This window comes from Methylocystis sp. JAN1, assembly GCF_052186135.1.
In the GTDB taxonomy this organism is placed as follows: domain Bacteria; phylum Pseudomonadota; class Alphaproteobacteria; order Rhizobiales; family Beijerinckiaceae; genus Methylocystis.
This window is the reverse complement of the sequence record NZ_CP181499.1, coordinates 851,543-877,410: the sequence shown is the minus strand read 5'-3', so window position 1 is coordinate 877,410 and position 25,868 is coordinate 851,543. Positions and strand designations below refer to the sequence as shown.

The following is a 25,868-nucleotide window of genomic DNA, read 5'->3' as shown; positions in this document are numbered from 1 at the left end:
ACGTGATCGCTTCTAAAGATTTAGAGCGCGCTCGACGCGAAAAGCCGGTTTCCCGCTTTTTCGCAGCGCGCTCCAGGCAATAGCCGTCGCCTCGCGCCGGTCTGTTCGAGATAACAGGCGTTCCGCCGCACGGTTCCGACAAAATCGCACGCCGCCGTCACGAGGCTTCCGCTTCCCAGGCGCTGTCCCAGATAGGATGCTTTGGAGACCGGATGCAGAGAATGTCGATCTGGCGCAGATTCGCCGTCTGGGGCGTCTTCATCGGGATGGCGGCCGGCGGCGTTTACGCCTGGTCGGTTCGCCAGCGCATGGCCGAGCGGAGTCCGCCGCCCGCCCCTGCGGCCGCGCCGGTGGCGGTGACGGTGGCCCAGACGCGCGACGTTCCGATCATCCTGCGCGGTTTGGGCGCGGTCACGGCCTATGCGACGGTGGACGTCAAAAGCCGCGTCGCCGGCAACATCGTCAAAATCAATTTTCGCGAAGGGCAATCGGTGAAAGCCGGCGACCTTCTCGTGCAGATCGATCCGCGTCCGTATCAGGCCGCGCTCGCGCAAGCCGAGGGGGCGCTTGCGCGAGACGCCGCCAATCTGGCCAACGCCCGCGTCGATCTCGAGCGCTATCAAAAGCTGGTCAAAGGCAATTTCATCTCGAAGCAGCAATACGCCAACCAGCAGGCGACGGTGAGCGCCGACGAAGCGACGATCAAAGTGGACCAGTCCGCAGTCGACGCCGCGCGGTTGAATGTCGAATATTGCGCCATCGTCTCTCCGATCGACGGCGTCGTGGGCATCCGGCAAGTCGACATCGGCAATCTGGTTCAGCCGAATTCGCAGACCCTCGTCGTGGTGACGCAGATCCGCCCGATCTATGTCGTCTTCACGCTGCCCGAGACGGATATCGATCGCATCCGAACCGCGATGGCGGCGCGCAGGCTTCAGGTCGCCGCCTTCGACTCGCGCGACGAGCGGCAGGTCGCGCAAGGCTTGCTCACGCTCATCGACAACCAGGTCGACCAGACGACCGGGACCGTGCGTCTGAAGGCGGAGTTCGACAATAAGGACCTGTCGCTCTGGCCAGGGCAATTCGTCAGCGCGCATCTCGTCCTAGACGTCGACCGGGACGCTGTCGTTCTCCCGAGCGTCGCCGTTCAGACCGGGCCGCGGGGCCCCTTCGTCTATGTCGTGCGGGAAGACGACACGGTCGAAATGCGTCCCGTCGTCGTCGCGCAGACGGAGCGCAACATGTCGGCCCTGCGCTCCGGCGTCCGTCGCGGAGAGCGCGTGGTCGTCGCGGGGCAGTTGAACCTGACCCCAGGCGCGAAGGTGACGATTTCGGGGACCTCGGGCGAAGCGCTGGCGCAAACGGGGGCGGCGGCCATCCAAGGCGGCAGATGAATATTTCGGCGCCTTTCATCGCGCGGCCGGTCGCCACCTTTCTCCTGATGCTGGCGCTGCTGGCGGCGGGCGGCGTCGGATACTATCTGTTGCCGGTGGCCGCCATGCCGGAGGTGGAGTTCCCGACGATTTCGGTCACGGCGAATCTGCCGGGCGCTGATCCCGAGACCATGGCGTCTTCCGTCGCGCAACCGCTCGAACGGCAATTCGCCGCCGTGCCCGGCGTCAACGAGCTTACCTCGACAAGTTCGCTCGGCTTCACGCAGATCACCCTGCAATTCGATCTCTCGCGAAACATCGACGGCGCCGCGAGCGACGTGCAGGCGGCGATCAACGCCGCGCAAGGCAATCTGCCGCGCAACCTCCCGACGCCGCCGACCTATCGCAAGGTCAATCCGGCCGATCGGCCGGTGATCATTTTCGGGCTCACCTCCAGGGTGACCCCGCTCACCCGGCTCGACCAATATGCGGATCTCGGCGTCGTGCGCCGCGTCTCCACCATGCCGCAGGTCGGGCAGGCGCTGATCTTCGGCCAGCAGAAATTCGCGCCCACGATCAAGGTGAACCCCGCGGCGCTCGCCGCGCGCGGCATCGGGCTCGACGAAATCGCGAGCGCAATCGCCGGAGCCTCCGCGCAGCTTCCGGTCGGAACGCTGCAGGGGCCGCAGCAATCCTTCTCGATCGGAACGAACGGACAGCTTTTTTCGCCGGCCGATCTCGGTAAGGTGGTCATCGCCTACCGCAATGGCGCGCCTGTGCGCCTCAGCGACGTCGCGCGCGTGGTCATCGGGGCGGAAAGCTCCTTGCAGGCGAGCTGGGTGGGAACCGAGCGGGGCGAAATGATCGGCATCTGGCGCGAGCCGGGCGCCAACACGATTGAGCTCGTGGACAGGATCAAGGCGTCGATGCCGCAGCTTCAGGCGGGCATTCCGCGCGCCGTCAATCTCTCCGTCATCAGCGACCGGTCGCTGTCCATCCGGGAAAGCTTCCGCGACGTCGAATTCACGCTGCTCGCCGCGATCGCGCTCGTCATCGTCGTCATCTTCCTTTTCCTGCGGAACGTCGCCGCCACGTCGATCCCGAGCGTCACCGTGCCCCTCTCTCTCGTGGGCACGTTCGGGATCATGTACGTCCTGGGCTACACGCTCGACAATCTTTCGCTGATGGGACTCACTCTGGCTGTCGGGCTCGTGGTGGACGACGCCATCGTGATGGTCGAGAACGTCTATCGCTATCTCGAACAGGGCGAGTCGCGGCGCGAGGCCGCGCTCAAGGGCGCCGAGGAAATGGGATTCACCATCGTCTCGATCACCATTTCGCTGATCGCCGTCTTCATTCCGATCCTGTTCATGAGCGGAATCGTCGGCCGTCTCTTCAGGGAATTCGGCGTCGTGGTCAGCGCCGCCGTGGGCCTTTCCGCCTTCATCGCGCTCACCCTGTCGCCGATGATGGCGTCGCTCATCCTCAACAATCCGAAGATGGCGCGACATGGCTGGATATACAGGCTCAGCGAAAGGGGCTTCGACCGTCTCGCGGCCGGCTATCGTCGCGGCCTCGAATTTTCGCTGCGCCATCAGCGGCCGGTGTTCCTTCTCAATCTCACTCTCATCGCGCTGTCGGGATGGATGTTCTACGCCATGCCGAAAGGCTTCTTTCCGCAGGAAGACACGGGCCTCCTGTTCGGCTTTACGAAAGCGGATCAGGATGTCTCCTTTGCTGCGATGACGGAGCGCCAGGCCGCTGTCGGCGAGATCATCGCCAAAGATCCCGACGTCGACTCCTTCGGCTCCTTCGTCGGCGGCGCCGGAGGGGCGGGCTTCAATACCGGGCGCTTCTTCATCCAGCTCAAGCCGGTCTCGGAACGCGCGGCGAAGGCGGACGACATCATCCGCCGGCTCCGCCCCAAGGTGAACGGCATTCCGGGAATAACGACCTTTCTGCAATCCATACAGAACATTCAGATCGGCGCCCGCCTGGAGGCCACGCAATATCAATACACGCTTCAGGATGTCGATCTGGACGAGCTCAACGCCTGGGCGCCGCGGATCATGGCGGCGTTGAAGCCGCTTCCCATGCTGCGCGATCTGACGAGCGATCAGCAGACCGGCGGTCAGCAGCTCATGATCAATATCGACCGGGACGCCGCCGCGCGACTCGGCGTCAATGTCGCCGGCATCCAGCAGACGCTCTACGACGCCTTCGGACAACCTTATGTGACGCAGCTCTACAGCGCGACCGACACATATCACGTCGTTCTGGAGGTCGCGCCTCAATATCAGACGGACATCGCCGCCTTGTCCCGGATCTATGTGCGCGGCTCGGGCGGCAAGCTCGTCCCTGTCAGCCAGTTCGCCACGCTGGAACGCAAGCCGACGCCGATCACGGTCAATCACCAGGGACAGATTCCCGCCGTCACCCTGTCGTTCAACCTGGCGCCCGGCGTGTCTCTCGGAGAGGCCGTCCGCGCGGTCGAAAGCGCGGTGAACTCGCTTGGAAAACCCGCGGCCGTGAGCGGTTCGTTCCAGGGCTCGGCGCGCGAGTTCCAGCTTTCGCTTTCGACGCAGCCCGTGCTCATAGCGGCCGCGCTCTTCGCGGTCTATATCGTTCTGGGCATGCTGTACGAGAGTTTCGTCCACCCGGTCACGATCCTGCTCACCCTGCCCTCGGCGAGCGTCGGCGCGTTGTTCTTCCTGTGGGTCTTCGGTTTCGAGCTCACGATGATCGCGATCATCGGCCTTTTGATGCTGATCGGCATCGTCAAGAAGAACGGCATCATGCTCGTCGATTTCGCCGTCGAACGCGTGAAGACGGGCATGTCGCCGCGCGAGGCGATAGAGGAAGCGGCGATTTTGCGCTTCCGTCCCATCCTGATGACGACGATGGCGGCGGTGTTCGTCACGCTTCCGATCGCGATCGGCGTCGGCGCGGGCGCGGATCTCCGCCAGCCGCTCGGCGTCGCGGTCGTCGGCGGGCTGCTCGTTTCGCAGCTCCTGACGCTCTTCACGACGCCCGTGACCTATCTTTACATGGAACGTTTGCGGGAGCTTCGCCTTGGACCGCCCTGAAGCGGCTCGGGGCGGCGGCGCCCAGGGAAAATTTTTCTCGACAGATGCGGCGGCAAGGGCGAAAGTCTCCTTCGCCTTGGCTGGACGGGCCCCTGCCCCACTCGACAGACGACTGCATGAATTCGCCGGAGCCGGTTCGCTCGCAAGAACAAGAACAATCGAACGCCCCGAGCGCGCGCCTCGCGAAGGTGAAGGCCTTCCTCCAGGATCATCTCGTCGGCTCGGAGGCGCTTGTCGAGCGGCTGCTGATCGGCCTGCTCGCGGACGGTCATGTTCTCGTCGAAGGCGCGCCGGGGCTCGCCAAGACTCGGGCGGCCAAGCTGTTGGCGCGGGCGCTCGATCTCTCCTTCGCGCGCATCCAGTGCACGCCGGATCTGATGCCGGCGGACATCACCGGCACGTCGGTCTGGCGGCCCGATCGCGGCGCGTTCGAGTTCGCGGCGGGGCCGATTTTCCATTCCCTGCTGCTCGTCGACGAGATCAACCGCGCGCCGCCGAAGGTGCAGTCGGCGCTGCTCGAGGCGATGGCCGAGCGGCAGGCGACGGTCGCGGGAGAAACGCGCGCGCTGCCCGATCCCTTCATGACGATCGCCACGCAAAACCCGATCGAGCAGGAGGGCACCTTTCCGCTTCCGGAAGCGCAACTCGACCGCTTCATGCTGCATGTCGAAGTCGCGCTGCCTGACGCGGCGGCCGAGCGACGCATTCTCGATCTCGTCGAAAGGGAGAAATTCCGGGAGCCGCCTGCGCCGCCCGCATCGCTCGAAGCCTGGCGGATCGGCGCGGCGCGCGCGGAGGCGAAGACGGTTTTTCTGTCTCCCGCGATCAAGGACTATATCGTCCGGCTCGTCACGGCGCCGCGCGACAGGGATCGCGCGCCGGAGCTTGCGGCGAAGATCGAACATCCTGCATCGCCGCGCGGCACGCTCGCGCTCGCCGCCGCGTCCAAGGCGCGGGCCTATCTCCTCGGGCGCGACTATGTTCTGCCGGACGACGTCGCCGCGCTCGCCGTGGACGCGCTCGCGCATCGCACGATACTTTCCTGGCGCGCCCTCGCGGATGGCGAGACGGCGCGCGAGGTGGTGCGCGCTTATGTCGAACTCGTCGCGCCCGCATGAGCGCGCAGGCGAGCGTTCCCGGCGTCGATCTGGACGTCGAGGCCCTTATGCGGCTGCGGCTGCTTTTCTCTGGAGCGTCCGCGCGCCGGCTCGTCGGCGCGCCGCCCCCGGGAACCCTTCCGCGCCGGCGGCGCGGGCGCGGCGTGGAGACTTACGACGTGCGGCCGTGGTCGGAGGGCGACGACATTCGCCGGCTCGACCGCAACGCCACGGCCCGAACCGGCGCGCCGCATGTGCGGACATTCCACGACGAGCGCGAGCGCAACGTTCTCTATCTCGTCGATTTCCGTCCCTCCATGCTGTTCGGGACGCGGCGCGCCTTTCGCTCCGTCGCGGCGGCGGAGGCTGTCGTCGCCTCGGCCTGGCGAACGCTCGACATGCAGGGCCGCGCCGGCCTCGCCGCGGCGACGTCGTCGGGCCCGCATTTCCTCGGCTGGGCCGCGAGCGGGCGCGCGCTCGCGCCGCTACTCGACAAGCTCGTCTCCGCCCATCGCGACGCGCTCGCCGCGACCGGAGGCGCCGAACCGCCGCTCGCGGAGGCGCTGGACACGATCGACGCCGCGGCCGGATCGGCGGCGATGGCGGTCGCGACCGGGCTCGATGCGCCGGGCCAGCGCTTCGACGCCGTTACCGAGCGCATCGCGCGGCGACGCGATCTGGACATTCTCCTGATCGCCGACCGTTTCGAACTCGCGCCGCCGCGGGGCGTCTATCCTTATCGCACGCGCGAGGGCGAGGCGGGGCGCCTGCGCGTCGCGCGGGGCGCGGCGCCGGCGACGGACGGAAGGCCGGCGCGTCTGCGGCGCCTCGGCGCGCGCGTCTTGCAGATCGATGCGGGCCTGGACGCGGCGGCGATGGCGCGCGCATTGGAGCGCTTCGATGGCCGACCTTTCTAGCGTCGTCGAAAGACTGCGTCCGTTGCGGCCGCCGCCGGACGGAACGGCCGAGATTCTCGCGATGGCCTTGGTCGGATGCCTCGCCGGGGCGGCGACGTGCGTCGCGTTGCTTCGTCTCTCCGCGCGGCGCTTGCCTTTGCGCCGCGCCGCGCTTGCGGCGCTCGCGGCGTCGCGCGCGCTTCCGGCGCCCGAGCGTCTCGCCGCGCAGGCGCGGATGCTGCGCGACCTCGCCGGCGCGCTCGATCGCGGCGCGCTCTCGCTTCGCGGCGAGGCGTGGCTGGCGCGCCTCGACGCGATCTTCTCGACGCGGCTTTTCAGCGACGGGCCCGGGCGCGCTTTCGGCGAGGCGCTGTATCAGCCGCGCAACGACATCCCCGCGGAGGCGCTCGACGGCGAACTCGAGCGGCTGCTTATGAGACTTCGCAAATGAGCGGGCTCGAATTCGCGACGCCGGAGGCTCTCGCGTTGCTTCCCGCGCCGCTGCTGGCGCTGGCTTTCGCGAAACCCAAGCCAAGGGCCGCGGGCGGCCTGGCGCTTCCCGCCACCATTCGTGACAGGTTTCGCGCGAACGCCGCAAAGGCCTACGTCGCCCGCTTCTCCTGGCGGCGCGCCGCGGCCGTTCTCGCCTGGATCAGCCTCGCCCTCGCGCTTGCGGGGCCGCGCGTCGCCGACGCCGTCGCGGCGCTTCCGGCGGCAGGGCGCGACATCATGCTTGCGCTTGATCTTTCGGGCAGCATGACGAGGCATGATTTCCAGCTTGACGGCGCCTCCGTCAGCCGGCTCGACCTCGTCAAACATGTCGCCTCCGAACTGATCCGCCGGCGCGAAGGCGACCGCATCGGCCTCGTCGTCTTCGCCGAAACGGCGCTCGTCGCGGCGCCGCTCAGCTTCGACGTCCACGCCGTGGACCGGACGCTGCGCGAGATGGAAATCGGGCTCGTCGGCCGTTCGACGGCGATCGGCGAAGGGCTCGGCCTTGCGCTGAAGCGGCTTGCCGACTCGAGGGCGCCGTCGCGCGTCGTCATTCTGCTTTCGGACGGCGCGAACAACGCCGGCTCCAGCGACCCGGCGGCCGTGGCGGCGCTGGCGCAACGGCTCGGCGTCCGCATCTATACGATCGGCCTTGGCGTCGACGACACGACGGCGAACCCGAACAAATACGACGCCGTCGATTTCGCCGCGCTCCAGAAGGTCGCCGCGATCGGCGGCGGCGCGGCGTTCCGCGCCCGCACCGGCGCCGATCTCGACGCCGCCGCGCGCGCGATCGAGTCGCTCGCGGCCGGAACTGCGCCCGCCCCGCCGGCGGTTATTTTTCATGATCTGTGGATCTGGCCGGCGACCCTCGCTTTCGCGGCCTGCGCGGCGATCGCGCTGGCGTCGAGAACGCCGCTATGATCGCTTTCGGCTCCTTTGCGTTGTTGCGGCCTTTCTGGCTGCTCGTTCCGCCCGCGCTGCTTGTTCTGTTGCGCCTCACGCGGCCGCGTGACGCTTCGCTCGGCGGTTGGAGCCGGGCGGTCGATCCGCCGCTGCTCGCCGCCATGCTGCGCCGACAGGGCGCCGACAGCCGGACGCGCCCTGAATTGGCGATCTATTGGGGCGTCGCCTTGATCGCCCTTGCGCTGAGCGGCCCCGCCGTCAGATCGGCGGACGCCCCGCAATTCCGTAATCTCGACGCGTCGCTGATCCTGCTCGACGCGTCGAAGAGCGAGGGACTGCGCCAGGGCGCGACGGCGGCGCAGCTCATTCTCGAGGGCGGCGGCGCGCGGCAGACAGGGCTCGTGCTTTACGCCGGCGACGCCTATCTCGCGAGTCCGCTGACCGACGACGTCGAGGCGCTGGAATCGCTTCTTTTCGCCGTCGACGACGAAACCGTGCCGGACGGCGGCGCGCGACCGGACCGCGCGCTCGCCTTCGCGCGTCGCGTGCTGCGCGAATCCGGGACGCTCGCCGGGGACGTCGTCCTCGTCTCCGGCGGCGCGGGGGTCGACGCACGCGCGCGCGGGGAAGCCGCGGCGCTCGCGGCCGAAGGCCATGCCCTGCACACGCTCGTCGTCGCGCCGCGCAACGCGGCCGCCGCCGCGGATTCCGCACGCGCGACGATGAGATCTCTCGCGGCGGAGGGGCGCGGCGTCGCGGGAGAGGCTTCCCGCCCCCAGCCCGTCGTCGAAGCCGTCGCCGGCCGGCGCGCCGCGCGCGTCGAGCAGGGCGCGCGGCGCGCGCTCGAATGGCGCGATTGCGGACGCTGGCTTCTGCTCGCCGCCGTGGCGCCGCTCCTCCTCTTTCTTCGCGTGGGGGAGTCATGAAAAGAGCCGCCCTCCTCCTCGCCATTGCGCCCGTCTGCGTCGCTTTCGCCCTCTTCGGCCCCCAGATGGCGGGACGCGCCCTGTTGTCGCTCGGATTCGCGACGGCGGCGGCGCGCATTTTCGACGACCCCGCCTGGAAGGGCGCGGCCCTCTATGCGGCCAGTCGCTGGGGCGAAGCCGCCGACGCTTTTGCGAACGATCCCGCGAGCGACTACAATCTCGGCAATGCGCTGGCGCGGGCCGGACGTTTCGACGAGGCGATCGCCGCTTTCGGACGCGCGCTCGCCGCGCATCCGGACGATGGCGACGCGGCCTTCAACAAGGCCTTGCTGGAAGCCGCCCTGCAACGCGAACCCAAGCCCGCCAGCGGCGGCGCCGAGGGCGTCGTCGCAAATTCCCCCGGATTCAAGGCCGGCGGCTCCCGCGACCGCCCGCCGACGGAGGGGAAGACGAGCGGCTATGGCGAGGGCCTCGCGAGCGGTCGGGAAACCCAATCCGAGACCCCCGCGGCGGGCGGCGCGGCGAAGGAGGGAAAAGGCGGCGGGGCGCCGGCCGGGGGCGACCGCGCCGCCGCTGGCGGAGCGGCCAGCGCCTCGGAGGGCGCCGGCCGCTCCGGCGACATGAACGCCCTTGTGGCCGAATTGCTCCGCGAAAGGGAAAGCCGCGTGCGGCGGCGCCTGCAGATTGGCGGCGTCCATCCGAGCCTTGAATGGCTGCAGACTCTCCCCGACGACCCGGGACGCTTCCTGAAACTCAGGATTCTCGCTGAAAAGGCGCGGCGACTGCGCGCCGCCGGCGGACCGGTCCCGGAGGACGACTGAAATGAGGGACGCCCGCCTGCGCTTCCTCGTCGCGGTTCTTTTCGTCGTCTTCGGACGCGCGGCGGGGCGCGCCGAGGACGCCCCGGTCGGGAGGTTCGAGGCCTTTGTCGAGTCGCCGAAGGAAACGCCTTATGTCGGCGAGCCGCTGCGGCTGGTTTTGCGCGCCGCCATTCGCGCGCGCGTCGCGAGCGAAAGGATCGAGCAGCCCGCGCTCACCGATTTCGACTGGCGGCAATTCGGCGTCGACGCCTCGAGCGAGGCGCTCATCGACGGCTTCTGGACGCCCGTCCATACCCGCACGCTGATGATTTATCCGCTGCGCGCGGGACGGTTGACGATCGAGCCTTTCAAATGGCGCGTCGCCTATGTCGCCGGCGACGGCGGCAGAGCCGAAACCGAGGCCGTGTCGCAACCGTTTGCGATCGACGTGCGCACGCGCGACGGCCTCGGCGATTCCGGGGATTTCTGGCTGCCGGCGACAGCGCTGCGCCTCGCCGACCGCTGGGAGCCCGAGCCGGACAAGATTCCCTTCGGCGAAACCGCACAGCGCGTCGTCACCGTCGAGGCGGACGGTCTCACCGCCGACCGTCTGCCGACTCTGCCGCGTTTCCGCGCGCCCGGCCTTGTCACCTTCTCCGGGCCGGTCGAGCGGCAGACGATCGTCACCGACCAGGGGCCCGTCGCGCGGGCCGTCTATCGCTGGAACGTCCGGCCGCTTGCGCCGTCGGGAGCGGTCGCGCCGGCGATCCGCCTGCGCTGGTTCGACGTCTCGGCCCGCACGATGCGTGAGGCTGCGGCGCCCGAGCGCCGGGTCGCCTTCATCGACGCGCCGGAATCGACGGAAGCGGGCGAATTTCACAATTTTTTCGCCCCGCGCCCGCTCCTCGCGGCGCTGCTCGGCTTCGTCTCGACAGGCGCCGCGGCCTATCTCGTGGCGTCGTCGAAAGCCGCGCGGGGCTCGTGGCGGCTCGTCGCGAAGAGACGGCGCCTGCTTGGCGCGCTGGACGCCGCCGCGCGAAACGGCGACGCCGCCGCCTTCCGCCGGACGCTCGATGAATTGTCGGCGACGGATCCCGATCGCTGGCGCCAAATTGCGGCGGGCGACGACCTCGCCCCCGCCCTCGCAAGGATTGACGCGGCGATCTTCGCGCGAGAGCCGCCGACGGCTCCGGCCCTCGCGCCCCTGGCGCGCAGAATCGCCCGCGCCCTGCGCCGCGCCGATCCGTGACCACGAAAGAGTCAGGCTTCGACGTGGCGCAGATCACGCTGTGTTCAGGCGGGAATCGCCTAACTGCGGATAACGCGATCGTTTCCTGGGCACGCCCTTAAGCTTGCCGCGAAGGAGCCGCCTTGAACGCCGCGCGGCGTTAAATCTCGGCCGACTCGTAGCTCGTCACTTCCATGCCGACGCAAACTTCGACGATCACCGGGCTCGACCACGTCATGACATTTCCTCCTTGACCGAGCCCGAGAGCAGGCCCTTGACACTAGATAGCGAGTGAAGTCGGTTTGTTCAGCCCGAAAATCGCCGAAGGAGCGTTCCAAACATTCCCTGCCGCAGCGCGCGTGCTTCCGAGCATTGGCCTTAATCGCGAACCGGCTCTTCTTCGTCGTGAATCGGGAGCGAGACGATCACTCGCGCGCCGCCTGATCTCCTCGTCCGACCATGCGCCGTGACCTTTATCCCGATGCGCTGATATTCCATGCTGCGCCGACGCCCGGAGAGGCGCGGAAGATCCCGCCGCTGCGATAAACAGAGGTTATCAGCCAATAATTACTCCGAATTGGACGACCTTTGACGCGTGCTCCACATGGAGGCGGCGTCATTCGTCGTGACCGCTCGGGCGCCGGCCGCGAAACGGCTGCTGCCGGTGGCGGCAGGCTAGCCTGCCGAAACACCGCCTCTCGGACTGGCCGAACCCGCCCTCGATCCGGTTGTAATCGAACCGCAAACGAAACCTTCCAGGTTTTCGTTTGCGGTCAGTTTGTTGACGAACTTCCCAAGGCGGCCTCGTCCTTCGTGACATGAGCTTCGCTCGTTCCTCAGGATGAGGCCTAAGTGCTTGGCGCTGAAGGAAGAAGCCCCTCATGCCGAGGAGCTTGCGCAGCAAGCGTCTCGAAGCACGAGGGGCGTCGCCGCTACTTTGTCAGTAGCCTGACCGCAAACGAAACCTTCCAGGTTTTCGTCTGCGGTTTTTTCCTGCGCATCCCCCTTAGGCTGCGGACGGGGCGACCGATAAGCGCGGCTTATCAGAAGATCAGCCGAAACGAATGGAACCGTTTTCTCATTCATCTACGAAACTCGCGACGCATTCGAAAAATCAATGACAGCGCAGCGGCGAAGCGTCTCGCCTTAGACAGGCCCGCTGTCGCGATCAAGCAAGAGGAATCGCACATGGCGAAGGTAGTTTGTGTCCTTTACGACGATCCGATCGGCGGCTACCCAAAGACCTATGCGCGTGACGACGTCCCGCAGCCGAAAGTCTATCCGGACGGGCAGACCTTGCCGACGCCGAAAGCGATCGATTTCAAGCCGGGCGTCCTGCTCGGCAGCGTCTCGGGCGAACTCGGCTTGCGCAAATATCTGGAGGCGAACGGCCATCAGCTCGTCGTTACTTCCAGCAAGGACGGCGCCGACAGCGTGCTCGACCGGGAGCTTCCCGACGCGGAAATCGTGATCTCGCAGCCTTTCTGGCCGGCTTACATGACAGCCGAGCGCATCGCGAAGGCGAAGAAGCTCAAAATGATCGTGACGGCGGGCATCGGCTCGGATCACACCGACCTCGAAGCCGCGATCAAGAACAATGTCACCGTCGCCGAAGTCACCTATTGCAACAGCAACGCGGTCGCCGAGCACGTTCTGTTGTCCATTCTGGCCCTGGTGCGCAATTTCGTGCCGGCGCACAACATCATCGTCGAGGGAGGCTGGAATATCGCCGATGCGGTCTCGCGCTCCTACGACCTCGAAGCCATGCAGGTCGGAACGGTGGCCGCCGGCCGCATCGGCCTGCGCGTGCTTCGCCTGCTGAAGCCGTTCGACGTCGGTCTGCACTATATGGACCGGCACCGCCTCCCGGAATCGGTCGAAAAGGAGCTGAACCTCACCTACCACGCCAATCTCGAGAGCTTCGCCAAGGTTTGCGACGTGGTGACGCTGAATTGCCCGCTGCATCCCGAGACCGAGCATATGGTCAATGAGAAGACGCTGAAGTTCTTCAAGCGCGGCGCCTACATCGTCAATACCGCGCGCGGCAAGCTGGTCGACCGCGACGCCTTGGTTCGCGCGGTCGAAAACGGACATATCGCCGGTTACGCGGGCGACGTCTGGTTCCCGCAGCCGGCGCCGAAGGATCATCCGTGGCGCACCATGCCGCATCACGCGATGACGCCCCATATCTCCGGCACCAGCCTTTCGGCGCAGACCCGCTACGCGGCCGGCGTTCGCGAAATTCTGGAGTGCTATTTTGAAGGCCGTCCGATCCGCAACGAATATCTGATCGTGCAGGGCGGCAAGCTCGCCGGCGTCGGCGCGCATTCCTACAGCGAAGGCAATGCGACTGGCGGCTCCGAAGAAGCGGCTCGCTTCAAGAAGTAATCCGGCTTAAATCCAATGAAGGGGCGCGGCAATGTCGCGTCCCTTTCCCAACGGTCGCGAATCCGCCGCTGGACGGACATCGAGCGCGAGGCCAATCGCTCGGGCGACCGCGTGAAAATCGCCATCTCCGGCAGGTTTCTTCCGTATAAGAGCTGCTGAGCCGCAGCGCGGAGCGGCGCCAGATCGCGCCCGCGCGTCCAAGCCGCCTTTTTCGGCGGATCGGCATTGATCCCCGGTTTCGCTTCCTTCAAAATCGTTTCGGCGGACGAACCAAAATACTCCATGACGTTGTGGGGTTCGCAACAAAGGCGTCGCCGGACATGTTTTTTCGTCAGCTCGAATATCTTGTGACGCTGGCGCGCGAAAAGCATTTCGCGCGCGCCGCGGAATCCTGCAATGTTTCGCAACCCGCTCTTTCCGCGGCGATCCGGCGACTCGAGGAAGAGCTGGGCGTCTCGATTGTCGAGCGTGGGCAAAAGTTCGTGGGCTTTACAGACGAAGGCGCGCGCATACTGGGCTGGGCGCGTCAAACGCTCGCGGCGTGGGACGGGTTGAAGCAGGAAGCCTCGATCTCCCGAAGGGAGCTCAGCGGCGCGCTGCGCGTCGGCGCCATCCCGACGACCTTGCCCATCATGTCATTGCTGAGCGGTCCCTATCTGCGCGCATTTCCGAACGTCCGGCAATTGGTGCAGTCGCTCAGCAATGAGGAAATCATACGTCGGCTCGAGAAATTTGAGCTCGACATCGGCGTCACCTATCTCGAAGACGAGGACCTGCACCGTTTTCGCGTCCTGCCTCTTTACCGCGAGCGTTACGTTCTGCTCGCGCGCGACGCGTCGGCGATCGGCAATTGCGTTTCCATGAGCTGGCGCGACGCCGCGAAATTGCCGCTCTGTCTTTTGACGCGCAATATGCAAAACCGTCGCATCATAGACGCGGCGTTCCGGCGGGCGGGCGTTCACCCGAATGTGGTGGTTGAAACCGACTCTGTTTTCGCTCTTTACTCGAACGTGCGTTGCGCGGAGATTTTCAGCATCATGCCGCATAGTCTGCTCGCGCTCTTCGAAATGCGCGAGGAATTGACGGCGATCCCTCTCGTCCCCGAACTTTTTCGAAAGATCGGCATCGTGGCGCTCGATCACGAGCCGGCGGCCCCGATTGTGGCGGCCATCTGGAAATTGACGGGCCAGATGGATCTCAGTCCGCATTTCGATTTCGTCGACGCGGATCGGCGCCGGGTCTGATCTCTATCGCGCGCTTTGATCGAGCCAGGATCGCCAATACCGCAGCGCCGCCCGTTCGAGCTTCGTTTCCGAGATATGCGCGGCGGTTCGGCGGAGGCCGGGGAACGTCACTGGCGGCGCGCCTCCGACAATTCGGCCTGCATTCTTTCATATTCGTCCGGTCGCGTAGCGGCGGGCGTCGTCGGGCGTGATGATGCGTTTTCCGGCCTCGTGTTCGAGATAGTCGGGGAGCTTCCAGCCACGATAGGCGACGGCCGCGCCGGAGGTCGCATATCCCGCCATTTCCCTCGCACGCGCGAGCCTTTCCGCCGCCGCCACATCGATGCGATTGCGCCTCTCGGCCGCGAATGCGAATTGCTGACGTGGCGGCGATACGGTCATTTTCGTCCTCGCTGCAAAATCCCGATCCGAAACGGCTCATTCCGCTTATTCCGCCGGCGGCGCCGCGGCTTCGATCCTGCGGCTGTTCTCGGCCATTGCGCGATAGCGTTCCTGCCATTCGGTCGGACCGTTGGAGGGTGAGACCTGCACGGCGGTGACCTTGTATTCGGGGCAGTTCGTCGCCCAGTCAGAATTGTCCGTGGTGACGACGTTCGTCTGGCAGAGCGGATGATGGAAGGTCGTGTAGACGACGCCCGGCGCCACGCGGTCGGTGATCTTCGCGTGCAGCGTCGTCTCGCCCGCGCGGCTCTGTACGCGCACCCAGTCGCCGTCGCGCACGCCGCGCAGCTCCGCGTCATGCGGATGGATTTCCAGCACGTCCTCGGGATGCCACTGGCTGTTCTCGGTGCGCCGCGTCTGCGCGCCGACATTATATTGCGAGAGAATGCGCCCGGTTGTGAGCAGCAGCGGGAAGCGCGGGCCGGAGCGCTCGTCGGTCGGCACATATTCGGTGATGACGAATTTGCCCTTGCCGCGCGCGAAGCCGTCAATATGCATGATCGGCATGCCGTCCGGCGCCGCGTCGTTGCAGGGCCATTGCACGGAGCCGACCTCGTCGAGCCTCTCATAGGAAATGCCCGCGAAAGGCGGCGTCAGGCTCGCCATCTCCGCCCAGATTTCGCTGGGATGGCTGTAGTTCCAGCCGCAGCCCATGGCGTTGGCGAGCATCTGCGTCGCCTCCCAGTCGGCATAGCCGGCCTTCGGGCTCATCACCTTGCGCACGCGCTGCACGCGCCGCTCCGCATTGATGAAGACGCCGTCCTTCTCGAGGAAGCTCGCGCCCGGCAGGAAAACATGCGCGTAATTGGCCGTCTCGTTGAGGAAGAGGTCCTGCACGATCAGGCAGTCGAGCGCGCCAAGGCCCGCCGAGACATGCTTGATGTCGGGGTCGGATTGCAGAATGTCTTCGCCCTGAACATAGAGGCCCTTGAAGCGTCCTTCGATCGCGGCGTCGAACATGTTCGGGATGCGCAGGCCCGGTTCGGGATCGAGCGCGACGCCCCAGGCCTCTTCGAAAAGCGCGCGCGTCTCGTCGCCCGAGACATGGCGATAGCCTGGATATTCATGCGGGAAGGACCCCATGTCGCAGGAGCCCTGCACATTGTTCTGCCCGCGCAGCGGATTCACGCCCACGCCCTTGCGGCCGAGATTGCCGGTCGCCATGGCGAGATTGGCGATGGCCATGACGGTCGTCGAGCCCTGCGAATGCTCGGTGACGCCGAGGCCGTAATAGATCGTGGCGTTTCCGCCCGTCGCGTAGAGCCGCGCCGCGCCGCGCACGAGATGCGCCGGCACGCCGGTATATTTCTCGACCGCCTCGGGACTGTTGCGCTCTTCCGAAACGAAGGCCGCCCAGTCCTGATATTCGTCCCAGTCGCAACGCGCGCGCACGAAGCCCTCATTGACGAGGCCTTCCGTGACGATGACATGCGCCAGCGCGGTGACGATCGCGACATTCGTGCCGGGCTTCAGCGGCAGGTGATAGGCCGCCTCGATATGCGGCGTGCGCGCCAGTTCGGTGCGGCGCGGATCGACCACGATGAGCTTCGCGCCCTCGCGAAGCCGCTTCTTGATCTGCGAGCCGACGACGGGATGCGCGTCGGTCGGGTTGCAGCCGATGATGAGAATGACGTCGGCGTCTTCGACCGAGTCGAAATCCTGCGTGCCGGCGGACGTTCCAAAAGCCTGGCTCAGGCCGTATCCGGTCGGCGAGTGGCAGACGCGCGCGCAGGTGTCGACATTGTTGTTGCCGAAGCCGCTGCGGATGATCTTCTGCATGAGATAGGTCTCCTCGCAGGTGCAGCGCGAAGAGGTGATGCCGCCCACCGCAAGGCGGCCGTATTTTTCCTGAATGGCCTTGAAGCGCGACGCCGCATAGGAGATCGCCTCCTCCCAGCTTACTTCGCGCCAGGGATCTGTGATCTTCTCGCGGATCATGGGCGAGAGCACGCGGTCGCGATGCAGCGCGTAACCATAGGCGAAACGGCCCTTGATGCAGCTATGGCCGTGATTGGCCTTGCCGTCCTTCCAGGGAACCATGCGGACGATCTCCTCGCCGCGCATCTCCGCCTTGAAGGCGCACCCCACCCCGCAATAGGCGCAAGTCGTCACTTGGGAATGCTCGGGCTGGCCGATGGCGATGACGGAGTTCTCGACAAGCGTCGCGGTCGGGCAGGCCTGCACGCAGGCGCCGCAGGAGACGCATTCCGACTCCATGAAGGCTTCGCCGATCCCCGGCGAGACGCGCGAGTCGAAGCCCCTGCCCTCGATCGTCAGCGCGAACTGCCCCTGCACTTCCGAACAGGCGCGGACGCAGCGATTGCAGACGATGCATTTGGAAGGGTCATAGGTGAAGTAGGGATTTGACTGATCCTTCGGCAGCCACTGGTCGTTGAGCTTGCCGTCATTGCGCGCGAAGACGTGGTTCGCGCCGTCGAAGCCGTATCGCACGTCGCGCAGGCCCACCGCGCCGGCCATGGCCTGAAGCTCGCAATCGCCATTCGCCGCGCAGGTGAGGCAATCGAGCGGATGGTCGGAGATATAAAGCTCCATGATCCCGCGCCGAATGGCGTCGACGCGCGGCGTCAGCGTCTTGACCGAAATGCCCGGCGCGACCGGCGTCGTGCAGGAGGCGGGCGTTCCGTTGCGCCCCTCGATCTCGATGACGCAGAGGCGGCAGGAGCCGAAGGATTTGACCATGTCCGTGGCGCAGAGCTTCGGGATCTCGATCCCGGCCTGCATCGCCGCCCGCATGATCGACGCGCCCTCGGGAACGGTGACGCTCTTGCCGTCGATCGTCAGCGTGACGGGCGTTTTCGATCCCGACGCCGGCGTGCCGTAATCGATTTCCTTGATCAGAGCCATGATCGCAAATCCTCGCTCATATGAGGCGGGCGCGCAGCGTCATCCGCGCCTGCCGGGTCGCCAGCGAGACCCCGGCGCCAACGCAGACTGGTGACTCCAAAGCATTAGTCGATCAAGCCTGCAATATCCATTAACCCATAAGAGATTTGAATTATGAATGCGGCGTCATTTATCTATAAGGTTAGATAACATACTATAATATTGTGCATCGCACAATTCTGTGTTATCTTGCCGTATTATATACAAAATATTTTTGATATACATAACGCTATGGCAGTCAAATTGCCGCTGGCTTTCGGCGACATTTGCGCGGCGCATCCGCGCCGCATCGCCTTCGCGCTGTCCCGCTGGACAATACTGGCGAAAAGACAGCCAAAACCCCGATTTAACGCGGGGAACGGCCCGCTTTGTAAAATTGCGGGACCCGCAAGCCAGGACATCATTATATATATATATATGTGATATATTGCGATGATCCCGGTCGCTAAGCCGAGCAGTAATGTCCTTGACGGCAAACGATTAGGGGATCGCCGGCAGCGCGTTTTCGATGCGCGTGTTCCAGCGCTCTATTCGGCCGACTTTGACGCATAATTGGGGTTTTTTCACCTCGAAGCCTTCGAGCTTCGGACCGCCAAGATACAGATCCCGGTTCCTGCCTTCCTCTCGTCCCTTCACGATCTTGAAGCGGTTCATCGCGTAGCTTATTGAGGATTGCTTCGAGGAACCATCGCGTCGAACTCCTCCATCCGCGTGCGATCCGGTCCGGAGACGGGGAGCCAATCCTGCCGACCGATCAGGCCGAATTTCCAGGCGAGGAAGCTTTCTTCATTCGCCCAGACCGTCAAAGACAGGTAGACGACGCCGTCTTCGCTTTGACTCCCCCTGGTGAAGCGGCAGGAAATGTAACCTGGCGCCGATTGGAAACTCAGTTGCTTAACGGCCCAGCGCCTTTCGAAGGCCGCCTCGTGACCTTTAAACACTTTGACCTGTTCAGACGCCATGAACATTTCCGTCCTCCTTTTCGAGCCTGACGCCGCCGGAGCCGTAAATATTGGACGTCGGCCCCCTCGGCCTGCGGACCGATCCCCGGAAGAGATTGTTGCGCGGCCCTCCAGCCGGGAAAGTTCGTTAACTTGGCTGGCTGGCTTGGCGCGCGGCCTTGCTGGCTGGCTTCGCCTCAGAAGGCGATGTGAGGAAAACGTAACCACAGCGTTTGGGCCTTTACAATCCAAAATCAGTTCAACCATCGTATAAGATTTCCAATTTAAGCGCTCGGGTGGTTACGTTGAAACGATTGCAGCAATGCGCGGGCGCAATTCTTCCAAATGATGCAATTCTTCCAATATGCGATCTGTCGTATTGACCTTCGAATTGAAGAACGAAATTTTCGAGTCATGACAGACGACGAAAATCGATCATGGCGGATGTCGCGCCGACGAAAGCAGGCCTCTCATGGAGGGCTCGCTTCACGGAGACACGCCGGAAGAGAGCCGCTCGTCCGAACATGCGGGCGCCCGCTTGGATCCGACCGCGCAGGAGGCGGCGATCATCCATTCAGGCAACCGCTACAGACTGCGCGGCGATTGTCGGAAGTTGTGCTCAAGGCTTTGAGGGAACATTACGACAACAAATGCCCGGACAAGTGCATGCGCAAGCGCTGCGACGAGTTCGCGCTTTCGATTATGACGGCCAAAAAGGCTCGTGAGCCCGCTTAACGGCTCCGGGCCGGGCGTTGTGACGCAACTCCTCCGAGATTGTCTTGCCGCCCGATGGAACCGGCCGAAGCGACGCTTTTATATCCCGGTTCGTCGGTCCTGGACACGACCGACTTTCGCGACCGTGATCGGATGGCCACGATGACCATATGGATAACCTACGCTCACAACTAGGTGAGCGGGCGTGCCCCCGCATGGTTTGCGGAATATGGGGGTAAAATGGTAGCGGAGGAGGGATTCGAACCCCCGACACAGGGATTATGATTCCCCTGCTCTGGCCAACTGAGCTACTCCGCCCCGGGCCGTCTTGAAGCGGCCTTGCTGAGACGGGAGCGATATAGGTCGCGCGCCTGCGCCAAGTCAAGCGCTTGTCGCGGGGCCGCGATTTTTCCGTCATAAGCCGCTCGCCCCCTCGGGAGGGGCGCTTCAAAAGCCTTTTCTTTGCCGGGCCGCCATGCGACAAGCCCTGCGCGGCAAGCCTGGAGGCGGGGTCGCCGCCGGCTTGTGAAGGAACTCTGTGGGTAGCGCGCCCATGTCCGTCAAACACCCAATCATCTCGATCACCGGCTCCTCGGGAGCCGGCACGAGTTCCGTGAAGGCGACCTTCGAGCAGATTTTCCGCCGCGAGCGCATCGAGGTCGCCTATGTCGAGGGCGACAGCTTCCACCGCCACGACCGCGAGGAGATGAAGGCCCGCATGGCCGAGGCGCAGGCGAGCGGCAATTATCGCTTCAGCCATTTCGGCCCCGACGCCAATCTCCTGCCCGAGCTGGAAAATCTCTTCCGCGAATATGGCGAGACCGGCTCCGGCCGCTACCGCCATTACGCCCATGACGAGAACGAGGCCGCCCGGCTCGGCGTGCCGCCCGGCTGCTTCACCGACTGGGAGGAGCTGCCGCCCAATACGGACGTCCTGTTCTATGAGGGCCTCCATGGCGCGGTGGTGACGGACGAAGTCAATGTCGCGCGCTACGCCGACCTCAAGATCGGCGTCGTCCCCGTCATCAATCTCGAATGGACGCAGAAGCTCCATCGCGACCGCCAGGCGCGCGGCTACACGACCGAGGCCGTGACGGAGACGATTCTGCGCCGCATGCATGATTACGTGCATTATATCTGCCCTCAATTCTCCGAGACCGACATCAACTTCCAGCGCGCGCCGACCGTCGACACCTCCAACCCCTTCGTCGCGCGCTCGATCCCGACTCCCGACGAGTCCATCGTCGTCATCCGCTTCCGCGATCCGCGGGACGTGGACTTTCCCTATCTCGTCGCCATGATCGCCGGGAGCTGGATGTCGCGGGCCAATTCCATCGTCATTCCGGGCAACAAGCTCGATCTCGCGATGCAACTCATCCTCACGCCGAGGATCCTCGAACTTGTCAGGCGCCGTAAGAGCGCGACGTGAAAGAAACGGGAAATGTCAGAAGCAAAAGTTGATGCGCGCCTTTGCGCCAACGCGATCCGCGCGCTCGCCATGGACGCCGTCGAAAAGGCCAAGTCCGGCCATCCCGGCATGCCGATGGGCATGGCCGACGTCGCGACCGTGCTCTTCCAGCGCTTCATGAAGTTCGACGCGAGCCGCCCCGACTGGCCCGACCGCGACCGTTTCGTGCTTTCCGCCGGCCATGGCTCCATGCTGCTCTACGCCCTGCATTATCTCCTGGGCTATCCGGGCATGACCAAGGCGGACCTTGAGAATTTCCGCCAGTTCGGCGCCCCCACCGCCGGCCATCCCGAATATGGCCACGCCCCCGGCGTCGAGACGACGACCGGCCCGCTCGGCCAGGGCCTCGCCACCGCGGTGGGCATGGCGATCGCGGAGCGCCTTGCCGCCGCGCGCTTCGGCGACGACCTCGTCGACCACAACACCTATGTCATCGCGGGCGACGGCTGTCTGATGGAGGGCCTTTCCCACGAGGCGATCGATCTCGCCGGCCATTTGAAGCTCTCGCGCATGATCGTCTTCTGGGACGACAATTCGATCTCCATCGACGGGCCGACCGACCTCGCCACCTCCATGGACCAGTGCGCCCGCTTCGCCGCCGCGGGGTGGCACACGCAGCGCGTCGACGGCCACGACATGGAGGCCGTCGCCCGGGCGATCGAAGCCGCAAAGGCCGATAAGCGCCCGTCGATGATCGCCTGCCGCACCGTGATCGGCTATGGCGCGCCCGGCAAGCAGGGCAAGGAATCGGTCCACGGCGCGCCGCTCGGCGCCGCCGAGATCGAGGCCGCGCGCGCGGCGCTCGATTGGCCGCATGCGCCCTTCGAGACGCCAGAGCCGATTCTCGCCGCCTGGCGCGCCGCCGGCAGGAGGGGCGCGAGCGCCCGCGAGGCCTGGGAGAAGCGCCGCGCCGCCTCGCCCAAGGGCCGCGCCTTCGAGACCTTCCTGACGAACGACGTGGCGAAGGAGATTGCCGGCCCGCTCGCGGATTTCCGCGCCACGCTCGCCGCGGAGAAGCCCAAAATCGCCACGCGCAAATCCTCCGAGATGGCGCTCGGCGTCATCAACGCCGCGACGGGCGCGACCATCGGCGGCTCGGCGGATCTGACCCATTCCAACTTCACCATCACCAAGGGGATGGGTTCGGTGCGGCCCGGCGATTTCTCCGGCCGCTACATTCACTACGGCGTCCGCGAATTCGGGATGGCGGCGGCGATGAACGGCGTCGCGCTGCATGGCGGCTTCGTGCCCTATGGCGGCACCTTCCTCGTCTTCTCCGATTATGCGCGCGGCGGCGTCCGCCTCTCGGCGCTGATGGGCCTGCGCGTCATCTATGTGCTCACCCACGATTCGATCGGTCTGGGCGAAGACGGCCCCACGCATCAGCCGATCGAGCATCTCGCCTCGCTGCGCGCCATGCCCAATCTCCTCGTCTTCCGCCCGGCCGACGCGATCGAGACGGCGGAATGCTGGGAGCTGGCCATTGCGCAGGAGGCGACGCCTTCCGTGCTCAGCCTTTCGCGCCAGAACCTGCCGACGCTGGAGCGCCCCGTCTCCGAAAATCTCTCGGCCAGGGGCGCTTATGTTCTGCGCGAGCCGGCTGGCGGACGCGACGTGACGATCCTCGCGACGGGCTCCGAAGTCGAGATCGCGCTCGCGGGCGCCGACGCGCTGGCGGCGAAGGGGATCAAGGCCGCCGTCGTCTCCATGCCCTGCTGGGAGCTTTTCGAGGCGCAGCCCGCCGACTACCGCGCCAGGGTGCTGGGCAAGGGCCCGCGCATCGGCGTCGAGGCGGCGGCGCGGCTCGGCTGGGACCGCTGGCTCGGCGAAAACAGCGTCTTCATCGGCATGTCCGGCTTCGGCGCGAGCGCCCCGGCGCCGGAGCTTTATAAGCACTTCGGCATAACCGCCGAGGCCGTGGCCGACGCGGCTCTCGCACTGGTTCGGGCCGGGCAGACGGAAGCTTTACAATAAGAGACGTCGCGAAGGAGAATGTGCTAAGATGCCTCGGCCGGGCTGCCCGGTTGAGGCGCATTGACACGATGGACGCTGCATTGAGCGACGAACCCGAAAACCTGACATTGGCGCTGCTGCGCAAGATCGACAAGAAAGTGGACGCCGTCGACGCGAAGGTCGATGCTCTAGGGACCGAGCTTCGTTCGGATATGCAGTCCCTTCGCGCAGATGTCGCATCCGACATGCTGAACCTCGAAAGGCGTCTTGGCGACCAGATCGTGGGACTGCGCCGCGCGGTGGTGGAATATCACTCTTCGGCGGTGGGACATGGCGTCCTGCTGAACGAATTTGAGGAGCGCCTGCGCCGCCTCGAGCGCCATGTCGGTCTGCCGCCAGAGACGCACTAAGGTGTGTCGACAGCGGCGGACTTTCCTTCTTGACCACGAGCGCCCTGGCGCGGGCCGGCCCAGTATGCGGAGAATAGGCTTCGCCCATGGCCCGACTGGCCCTCGTTTCCGGTACGCTGTAAATAACCGCGCAAGCCCCGGCCCATTCCATCGGCATCCGCCTCTCGAAGGGAGAATCGTCCCCATGGCCCTCATCACCCTGCGACAGCTTCTCGACCACGCCGCCGAGCACGATTACGGCGTGCCCGCCTTCAACATCAACAATATGGAGCAGGGGCTCGCCGTGCTCGAGGCCGCGTCCTCGGTCGACGCGCCGGTCATCATCCAGGCCTCGCGCGGCGCGCGCAGCTACGCCAACGACATCATGCTCGCCAAGATGATCGAGGCGCTGATCGCCATGTATCCAGACATTCCGATCGTGATGCATCAGGACCACGGCAACAGCGAAGCGACCTGCGCCAGCGCCATCCGCTTCGGCTTCTCCTCGGTCATGATGGACGGCTCGCTGAAAGCCGACGGCAAGACGCCCGCCGACTACCAATACAATGTCGACGTAACGCGCCGCGTCGTCGATCTCGCCCATTGGGTCGGCGCCTCGGTCGAGGGCGAGCTCGGCGTGCTCGGCTCGCTGGAGACCGGCGAGGGCGAGAAGGAGGATGGCCACGGCGCCGAGGGCAAGCTGTCGCATGACCAGTTGCTGACCGATCCGGCGCAGGCCGAGGATTTCGTCGCCCGCACCAAGGTCGACGCGCTCGCCATCGCCATGGGCACCTCGCACGGCGCCTATAAATTCACCCGCAAGCCGGACGGCGCCATCCTCGCGATGAATGTCGTGGAGGAAATCCATCGCCGCCTGCCCAACACCCATCTCGTGATGCACGGCTCGTCGTCGGTTCCGCAGGAGCTGCAGGACGCCTTCAACGCGGCGGGCGGCGAAATGCCCCAGACCTGGGGCGTGCCGGTGGCGGAGATTCAGCGCGGCATCAAATTCGGCGTGCGCAAGATCAATATCGACACCGACTGCCGCATCGCCATGACGGCGGCGATCCGCGCGACGCTCGGCAAGAACAAGGGCGAGTTCGACCCACGCAAATACTTAAAGCCGGCGCAGGAAGCGATGGTGAAGGTCTGCCGCCAGCGCTACGAGGAATTCGGCACGGCTGGCTGGGCGAGCAAGATCAAGCCGGTTCCGATGGCCGAGATGGCCAAGCGTTATGCGTCGGGCGCGCTTGATCCAAAGTTCGCGACGAAGCAGGCGGCGGAGTGAGGTTTGCGCCCCGGTCGGGGGGCGCGCTCCGGCCGGGGTGATTTGCTGGTTCCGTAGTGCGCCTTATCCGAGCCGTTCCCCACGCGCCCGATTTGGCATAAGCGGCAATTACGGAAACAGGCTGCCGGGGCGTCGTGTGGAGGAGGCGTGGAAACCACGCGAGGGGGCGCCCAGGGCGCGCCCGTCGGACAGTTCGACCTACATGCTGTCGTCGTCGAAACACAAGGATTTAGCTGAAATAGTCACGCCATGTCCTTTCGAGGAGGGCAGCTTTGGCAGCATTCCAAGCTGTTTTCCTCCCCTCATCCTGAGGAGGCCTCGAAGAGGCCGTCTCGAAGGACGAGGGGAGGAAAACAAGCGGCCATCCTACATCCTCGCCCTTCGAGACGCCGGCTTCGCCGGCTCCTCAGGGTGAGGATGTCTTTATGGATTTCGCCACGCGCTATAGACCGGCTCGCGCGGGTCGCCCCTCGTCCGAGTAGAAAAAGAATTTGTCACCGTCACGCCGAAAGACCACAAGCATTTTCGTCGCGCCCCGCCGCCGCGCCATGCTAAGGATCGGCGAACTCAAATCGAGCAGCCCCCATGCCCGACACCGTCATCGCCCCCTCCATCCTCTCCGCCGATTTCGCCAAGCTCGGCGAGGAGACGCGCGCGATGGAAGCCGCCGGGGCGGACTGGATACATCTCGACGTGATGGACGGGCATTTCGTGCCCAACCTCACCTTCGGCCCCGGCGTGGTCGCGGCGTTGCGGCCGCATACGACGCTGCCGCTCGACGTGCATCTGATGATCTCGCCCGTCGACCCCTATATCGGCGCCTTCGCGGACGCCGGCGCCGATATCATCACCGTCCATGCCGAGGGCGGCCCGCATCTCCATCGCTCGCTGCAGGCGATCCGCGCGCGGGGCAAGAAGGCGGGGGTTTCGCTGAATCCCGCCACGCATGAAAGCTGCCTGCAATATGTGCTCGACGACCTTGATCTCGTCCTCGTCATGAGCGTCAATCCGGGCTTTGGCGGCCAGAGCTTCATCGCGCCGCAGCTCAAAAAGATCCGCGCCATTCGCGAGATGATCGGGCGGCGCCCCATCCGTCTCGAAGTCGATGGCGGCGTGACGCCGGAGACGGCGACGGCCATCGTCGAGGCCGGCGCCGACGCGCTGGTCGCGGGCTCGGCGGCCTTCCGCGGCGGCCCGTCTCAATATGCCGGCAATATCGCGGCGCTGCGCGCTGCGGCGGCGCAGGCGGGCGCCGTCAGCGTCTGATCCCTTGTGGCGCCGCTCCCGCAACGGCGCCCGGAGCGGAGAGCGCTTCCGGCAAAAAATCGATTTTC

The 25,868-nt window shown here is 65.4% G+C and carries 22 protein-coding genes and 1 tRNA gene; 17 read left to right on the top strand and 6 right to left on the bottom strand.

Features of this window, described 5'->3' with window-relative positions:
- Positions 1 to 212 precede the first annotated feature (212 nt).
- The 9 genes from ACNHKD_RS04150 to ACNHKD_RS04110 all read left to right on the top strand — a co-directional run bounded on the left by ACNHKD_RS04150 (position 213) and on the right by ACNHKD_RS04110 (position 10,825).
- Entirely contained in the window at positions 213 to 1,394 is a 1,182-nt protein-coding gene (locus ACNHKD_RS04150) for an efflux RND transporter periplasmic adaptor subunit (protein WP_442755854.1), read from the top strand.
- A complete protein-coding gene (locus ACNHKD_RS04145; RefSeq protein WP_442755853.1) occupies positions 1,391 to 4,459 on the top strand; it encodes an efflux RND transporter permease subunit in 3,069 nt (1,022 codons plus the stop codon). The genes ACNHKD_RS04150 and ACNHKD_RS04145 overlap by 4 nt, the downstream gene beginning before the upstream one ends.
- Before the next feature lie 116 nt (positions 4,460 to 4,575).
- Positions 4,576 to 5,577: an AAA family ATPase gene (locus ACNHKD_RS04140; protein ID WP_442755852.1), complete on the top strand. Its 1,002-nt coding sequence runs from the start codon at positions 4,576 to 4,578 to the stop codon at positions 5,575 to 5,577.
- Positions 5,574 to 6,473 (top strand): DUF58 domain-containing protein, encoded by a 900-nt coding sequence (locus tag ACNHKD_RS04135; RefSeq protein WP_442755851.1) that lies wholly within the window; start codon positions 5,574 to 5,576, stop codon positions 6,471 to 6,473. Before ACNHKD_RS04140 ends, ACNHKD_RS04135 begins: the two co-directional genes overlap by 4 nt.
- Positions 6,457 to 6,903 (top strand): DUF4381 family protein, encoded by a 447-nt coding sequence (locus tag ACNHKD_RS04130; protein WP_442755850.1) that lies wholly within the window; start codon positions 6,457 to 6,459, stop codon positions 6,901 to 6,903. The genes ACNHKD_RS04135 and ACNHKD_RS04130 overlap by 17 nt, the downstream gene beginning before the upstream one ends.
- Positions 6,900 to 7,868, top strand: a complete 969-nt coding sequence (locus tag ACNHKD_RS04125) for a VWA domain-containing protein (RefSeq protein WP_442755849.1) — start codon at positions 6,900 to 6,902, stop codon at positions 7,866 to 7,868. Before ACNHKD_RS04130 ends, ACNHKD_RS04125 begins: the two co-directional genes overlap by 4 nt.
- A complete protein-coding gene (locus tag ACNHKD_RS04120; RefSeq protein WP_442755848.1) occupies positions 7,865 to 8,776 on the top strand; it encodes a VWA domain-containing protein in 912 nt (303 codons plus the stop codon). The genes ACNHKD_RS04125 and ACNHKD_RS04120 overlap by 4 nt, the downstream gene beginning before the upstream one ends.
- On the top strand, positions 8,773 to 9,597 hold the full coding sequence (locus tag ACNHKD_RS04115) for a tetratricopeptide repeat protein (RefSeq protein WP_442755847.1): 825 nt from the start codon (positions 8,773 to 8,775) through the stop codon (positions 9,595 to 9,597). The genes ACNHKD_RS04120 and ACNHKD_RS04115 overlap by 4 nt, the downstream gene beginning before the upstream one ends.
- A 1-nt stretch (position 9,598) precedes the next feature.
- On the top strand, positions 9,599 to 10,825 hold the full coding sequence (locus tag ACNHKD_RS04110; protein WP_442755846.1) for a BatD family protein: 1,227 nt from the start codon (positions 9,599 to 9,601) through the stop codon (positions 10,823 to 10,825).
- Between the two features lie 139 nt (positions 10,826 to 10,964).
- On the opposite strand, the gene pqqA is transcribed toward ACNHKD_RS04110, so the two are convergent.
- Positions 10,965 to 11,042, bottom strand: coding sequence for a pyrroloquinoline quinone precursor peptide PqqA (gene pqqA, locus ACNHKD_RS04105; protein WP_165054276.1), 78 nt, complete (start codon positions 11,040 to 11,042; stop codon positions 10,965 to 10,967).
- 950 nt (positions 11,043 to 11,992) lie between these two features.
- On the opposite strand from pqqA, the gene ACNHKD_RS04100 reads away from it, so the two are divergent.
- The 3 genes from ACNHKD_RS04100 to ACNHKD_RS04090 all read left to right on the top strand — a co-directional run bounded on the left by ACNHKD_RS04100 (position 11,993) and on the right by ACNHKD_RS04090 (position 14,436).
- Positions 11,993 to 13,192, top strand: a complete 1,200-nt coding sequence (locus tag ACNHKD_RS04100) for an NAD-dependent formate dehydrogenase (RefSeq protein ID WP_442755845.1) — start codon at positions 11,993 to 11,995, stop codon at positions 13,190 to 13,192.
- Positions 13,193 to 13,207: 15 nt separating this feature from the next.
- Positions 13,208 to 13,351 carry a cyanase gene (locus ACNHKD_RS04095; protein WP_442755844.1) on the top strand — a complete coding sequence of 48 codons (144 nt, stop codon included), beginning with the start codon at positions 13,208 to 13,210 and terminating at the stop codon, positions 13,349 to 13,351.
- A gap of 161 nt (positions 13,352 to 13,512) precedes the next feature.
- Positions 13,513 to 14,436, top strand: a complete 924-nt coding sequence (locus ACNHKD_RS04090) for a LysR family transcriptional regulator (RefSeq protein ID WP_442755843.1) — start codon at positions 13,513 to 13,515, stop codon at positions 14,434 to 14,436.
- 147 nt (positions 14,437 to 14,583) lie between these two features.
- Here the strand turns inward: ACNHKD_RS04090 and ACNHKD_RS04085 are convergent, their stop codons facing one another.
- The 5 genes from ACNHKD_RS04085 to ACNHKD_RS04065 form a co-directional block, all read right to left on the bottom strand.
- The gene (locus tag ACNHKD_RS04085; protein ID WP_442755842.1) at positions 14,584 to 14,817 is read right to left on the bottom strand and encodes a hypothetical protein; all 234 of its coding nucleotides are present in this window, start codon (positions 14,815 to 14,817) and stop codon (positions 14,584 to 14,586) included.
- Positions 14,818 to 14,862: 45 nt separating this feature from the next.
- Positions 14,863 to 17,742 carry a formate dehydrogenase subunit alpha gene (gene fdhF / locus ACNHKD_RS04080; RefSeq protein ID WP_442755841.1) on the bottom strand — a complete coding sequence of 960 codons (2,880 nt, stop codon included), beginning with the start codon at positions 17,740 to 17,742 and terminating at the stop codon, positions 14,863 to 14,865.
- Positions 17,743 to 18,261: 519 nt separating this feature from the next.
- On the bottom strand, positions 18,262 to 18,435 hold the full coding sequence (locus ACNHKD_RS04075; protein WP_442755840.1) for a hypothetical protein: 174 nt from the start codon (positions 18,433 to 18,435) through the stop codon (positions 18,262 to 18,264).
- Between the two features lie 8 nt (positions 18,436 to 18,443).
- On the bottom strand, positions 18,444 to 18,749 hold the full coding sequence (locus tag ACNHKD_RS04070) for an antibiotic biosynthesis monooxygenase family protein (protein ID WP_442755839.1): 306 nt from the start codon (positions 18,747 to 18,749) through the stop codon (positions 18,444 to 18,446).
- Positions 18,750 to 19,677: 928 nt separating this feature from the next.
- Positions 19,678 to 19,754, bottom strand: a tRNA-Met gene (locus ACNHKD_RS04065).
- A 235-nt stretch (positions 19,755 to 19,989) separates the two neighbouring features.
- On the opposite strand from ACNHKD_RS04065, the gene ACNHKD_RS04060 reads away from it, so the two are divergent.
- From ACNHKD_RS04060 to rpe, 5 genes are all read left to right on the top strand, one after another.
- Complete coding sequence (locus ACNHKD_RS04060) at positions 19,990 to 20,865, top strand: phosphoribulokinase (RefSeq protein WP_442755838.1); 876 nt, start codon at positions 19,990 to 19,992, stop codon at positions 20,863 to 20,865.
- Between the two features lie 12 nt (positions 20,866 to 20,877).
- Positions 20,878 to 22,878 carry a transketolase gene (tkt, locus tag ACNHKD_RS04055; RefSeq protein ID WP_442755837.1) on the top strand — a complete coding sequence of 667 codons (2,001 nt, stop codon included), beginning with the start codon at positions 20,878 to 20,880 and terminating at the stop codon, positions 22,876 to 22,878.
- 80 nt (positions 22,879 to 22,958) lie between these two features.
- Positions 22,959 to 23,267 carry a hypothetical protein gene (locus tag ACNHKD_RS04050; RefSeq protein ID WP_442755836.1) on the top strand — a complete coding sequence of 103 codons (309 nt, stop codon included), beginning with the start codon at positions 22,959 to 22,961 and terminating at the stop codon, positions 23,265 to 23,267.
- Positions 23,268 to 23,451: 184 nt separating this feature from the next.
- Positions 23,452 to 24,534: a class II fructose-bisphosphate aldolase gene (gene fba, locus ACNHKD_RS04045; RefSeq protein WP_442755835.1), complete on the top strand. Its 1,083-nt coding sequence runs from the start codon at positions 23,452 to 23,454 to the stop codon at positions 24,532 to 24,534.
- A 585-nt stretch (positions 24,535 to 25,119) separates the two neighbouring features.
- Positions 25,120 to 25,800, top strand: coding sequence for a ribulose-phosphate 3-epimerase (gene rpe / locus ACNHKD_RS04040; protein WP_442755834.1), 681 nt, complete (start codon positions 25,120 to 25,122; stop codon positions 25,798 to 25,800).
- Positions 25,801 to 25,868 lie beyond the last annotated feature (68 nt).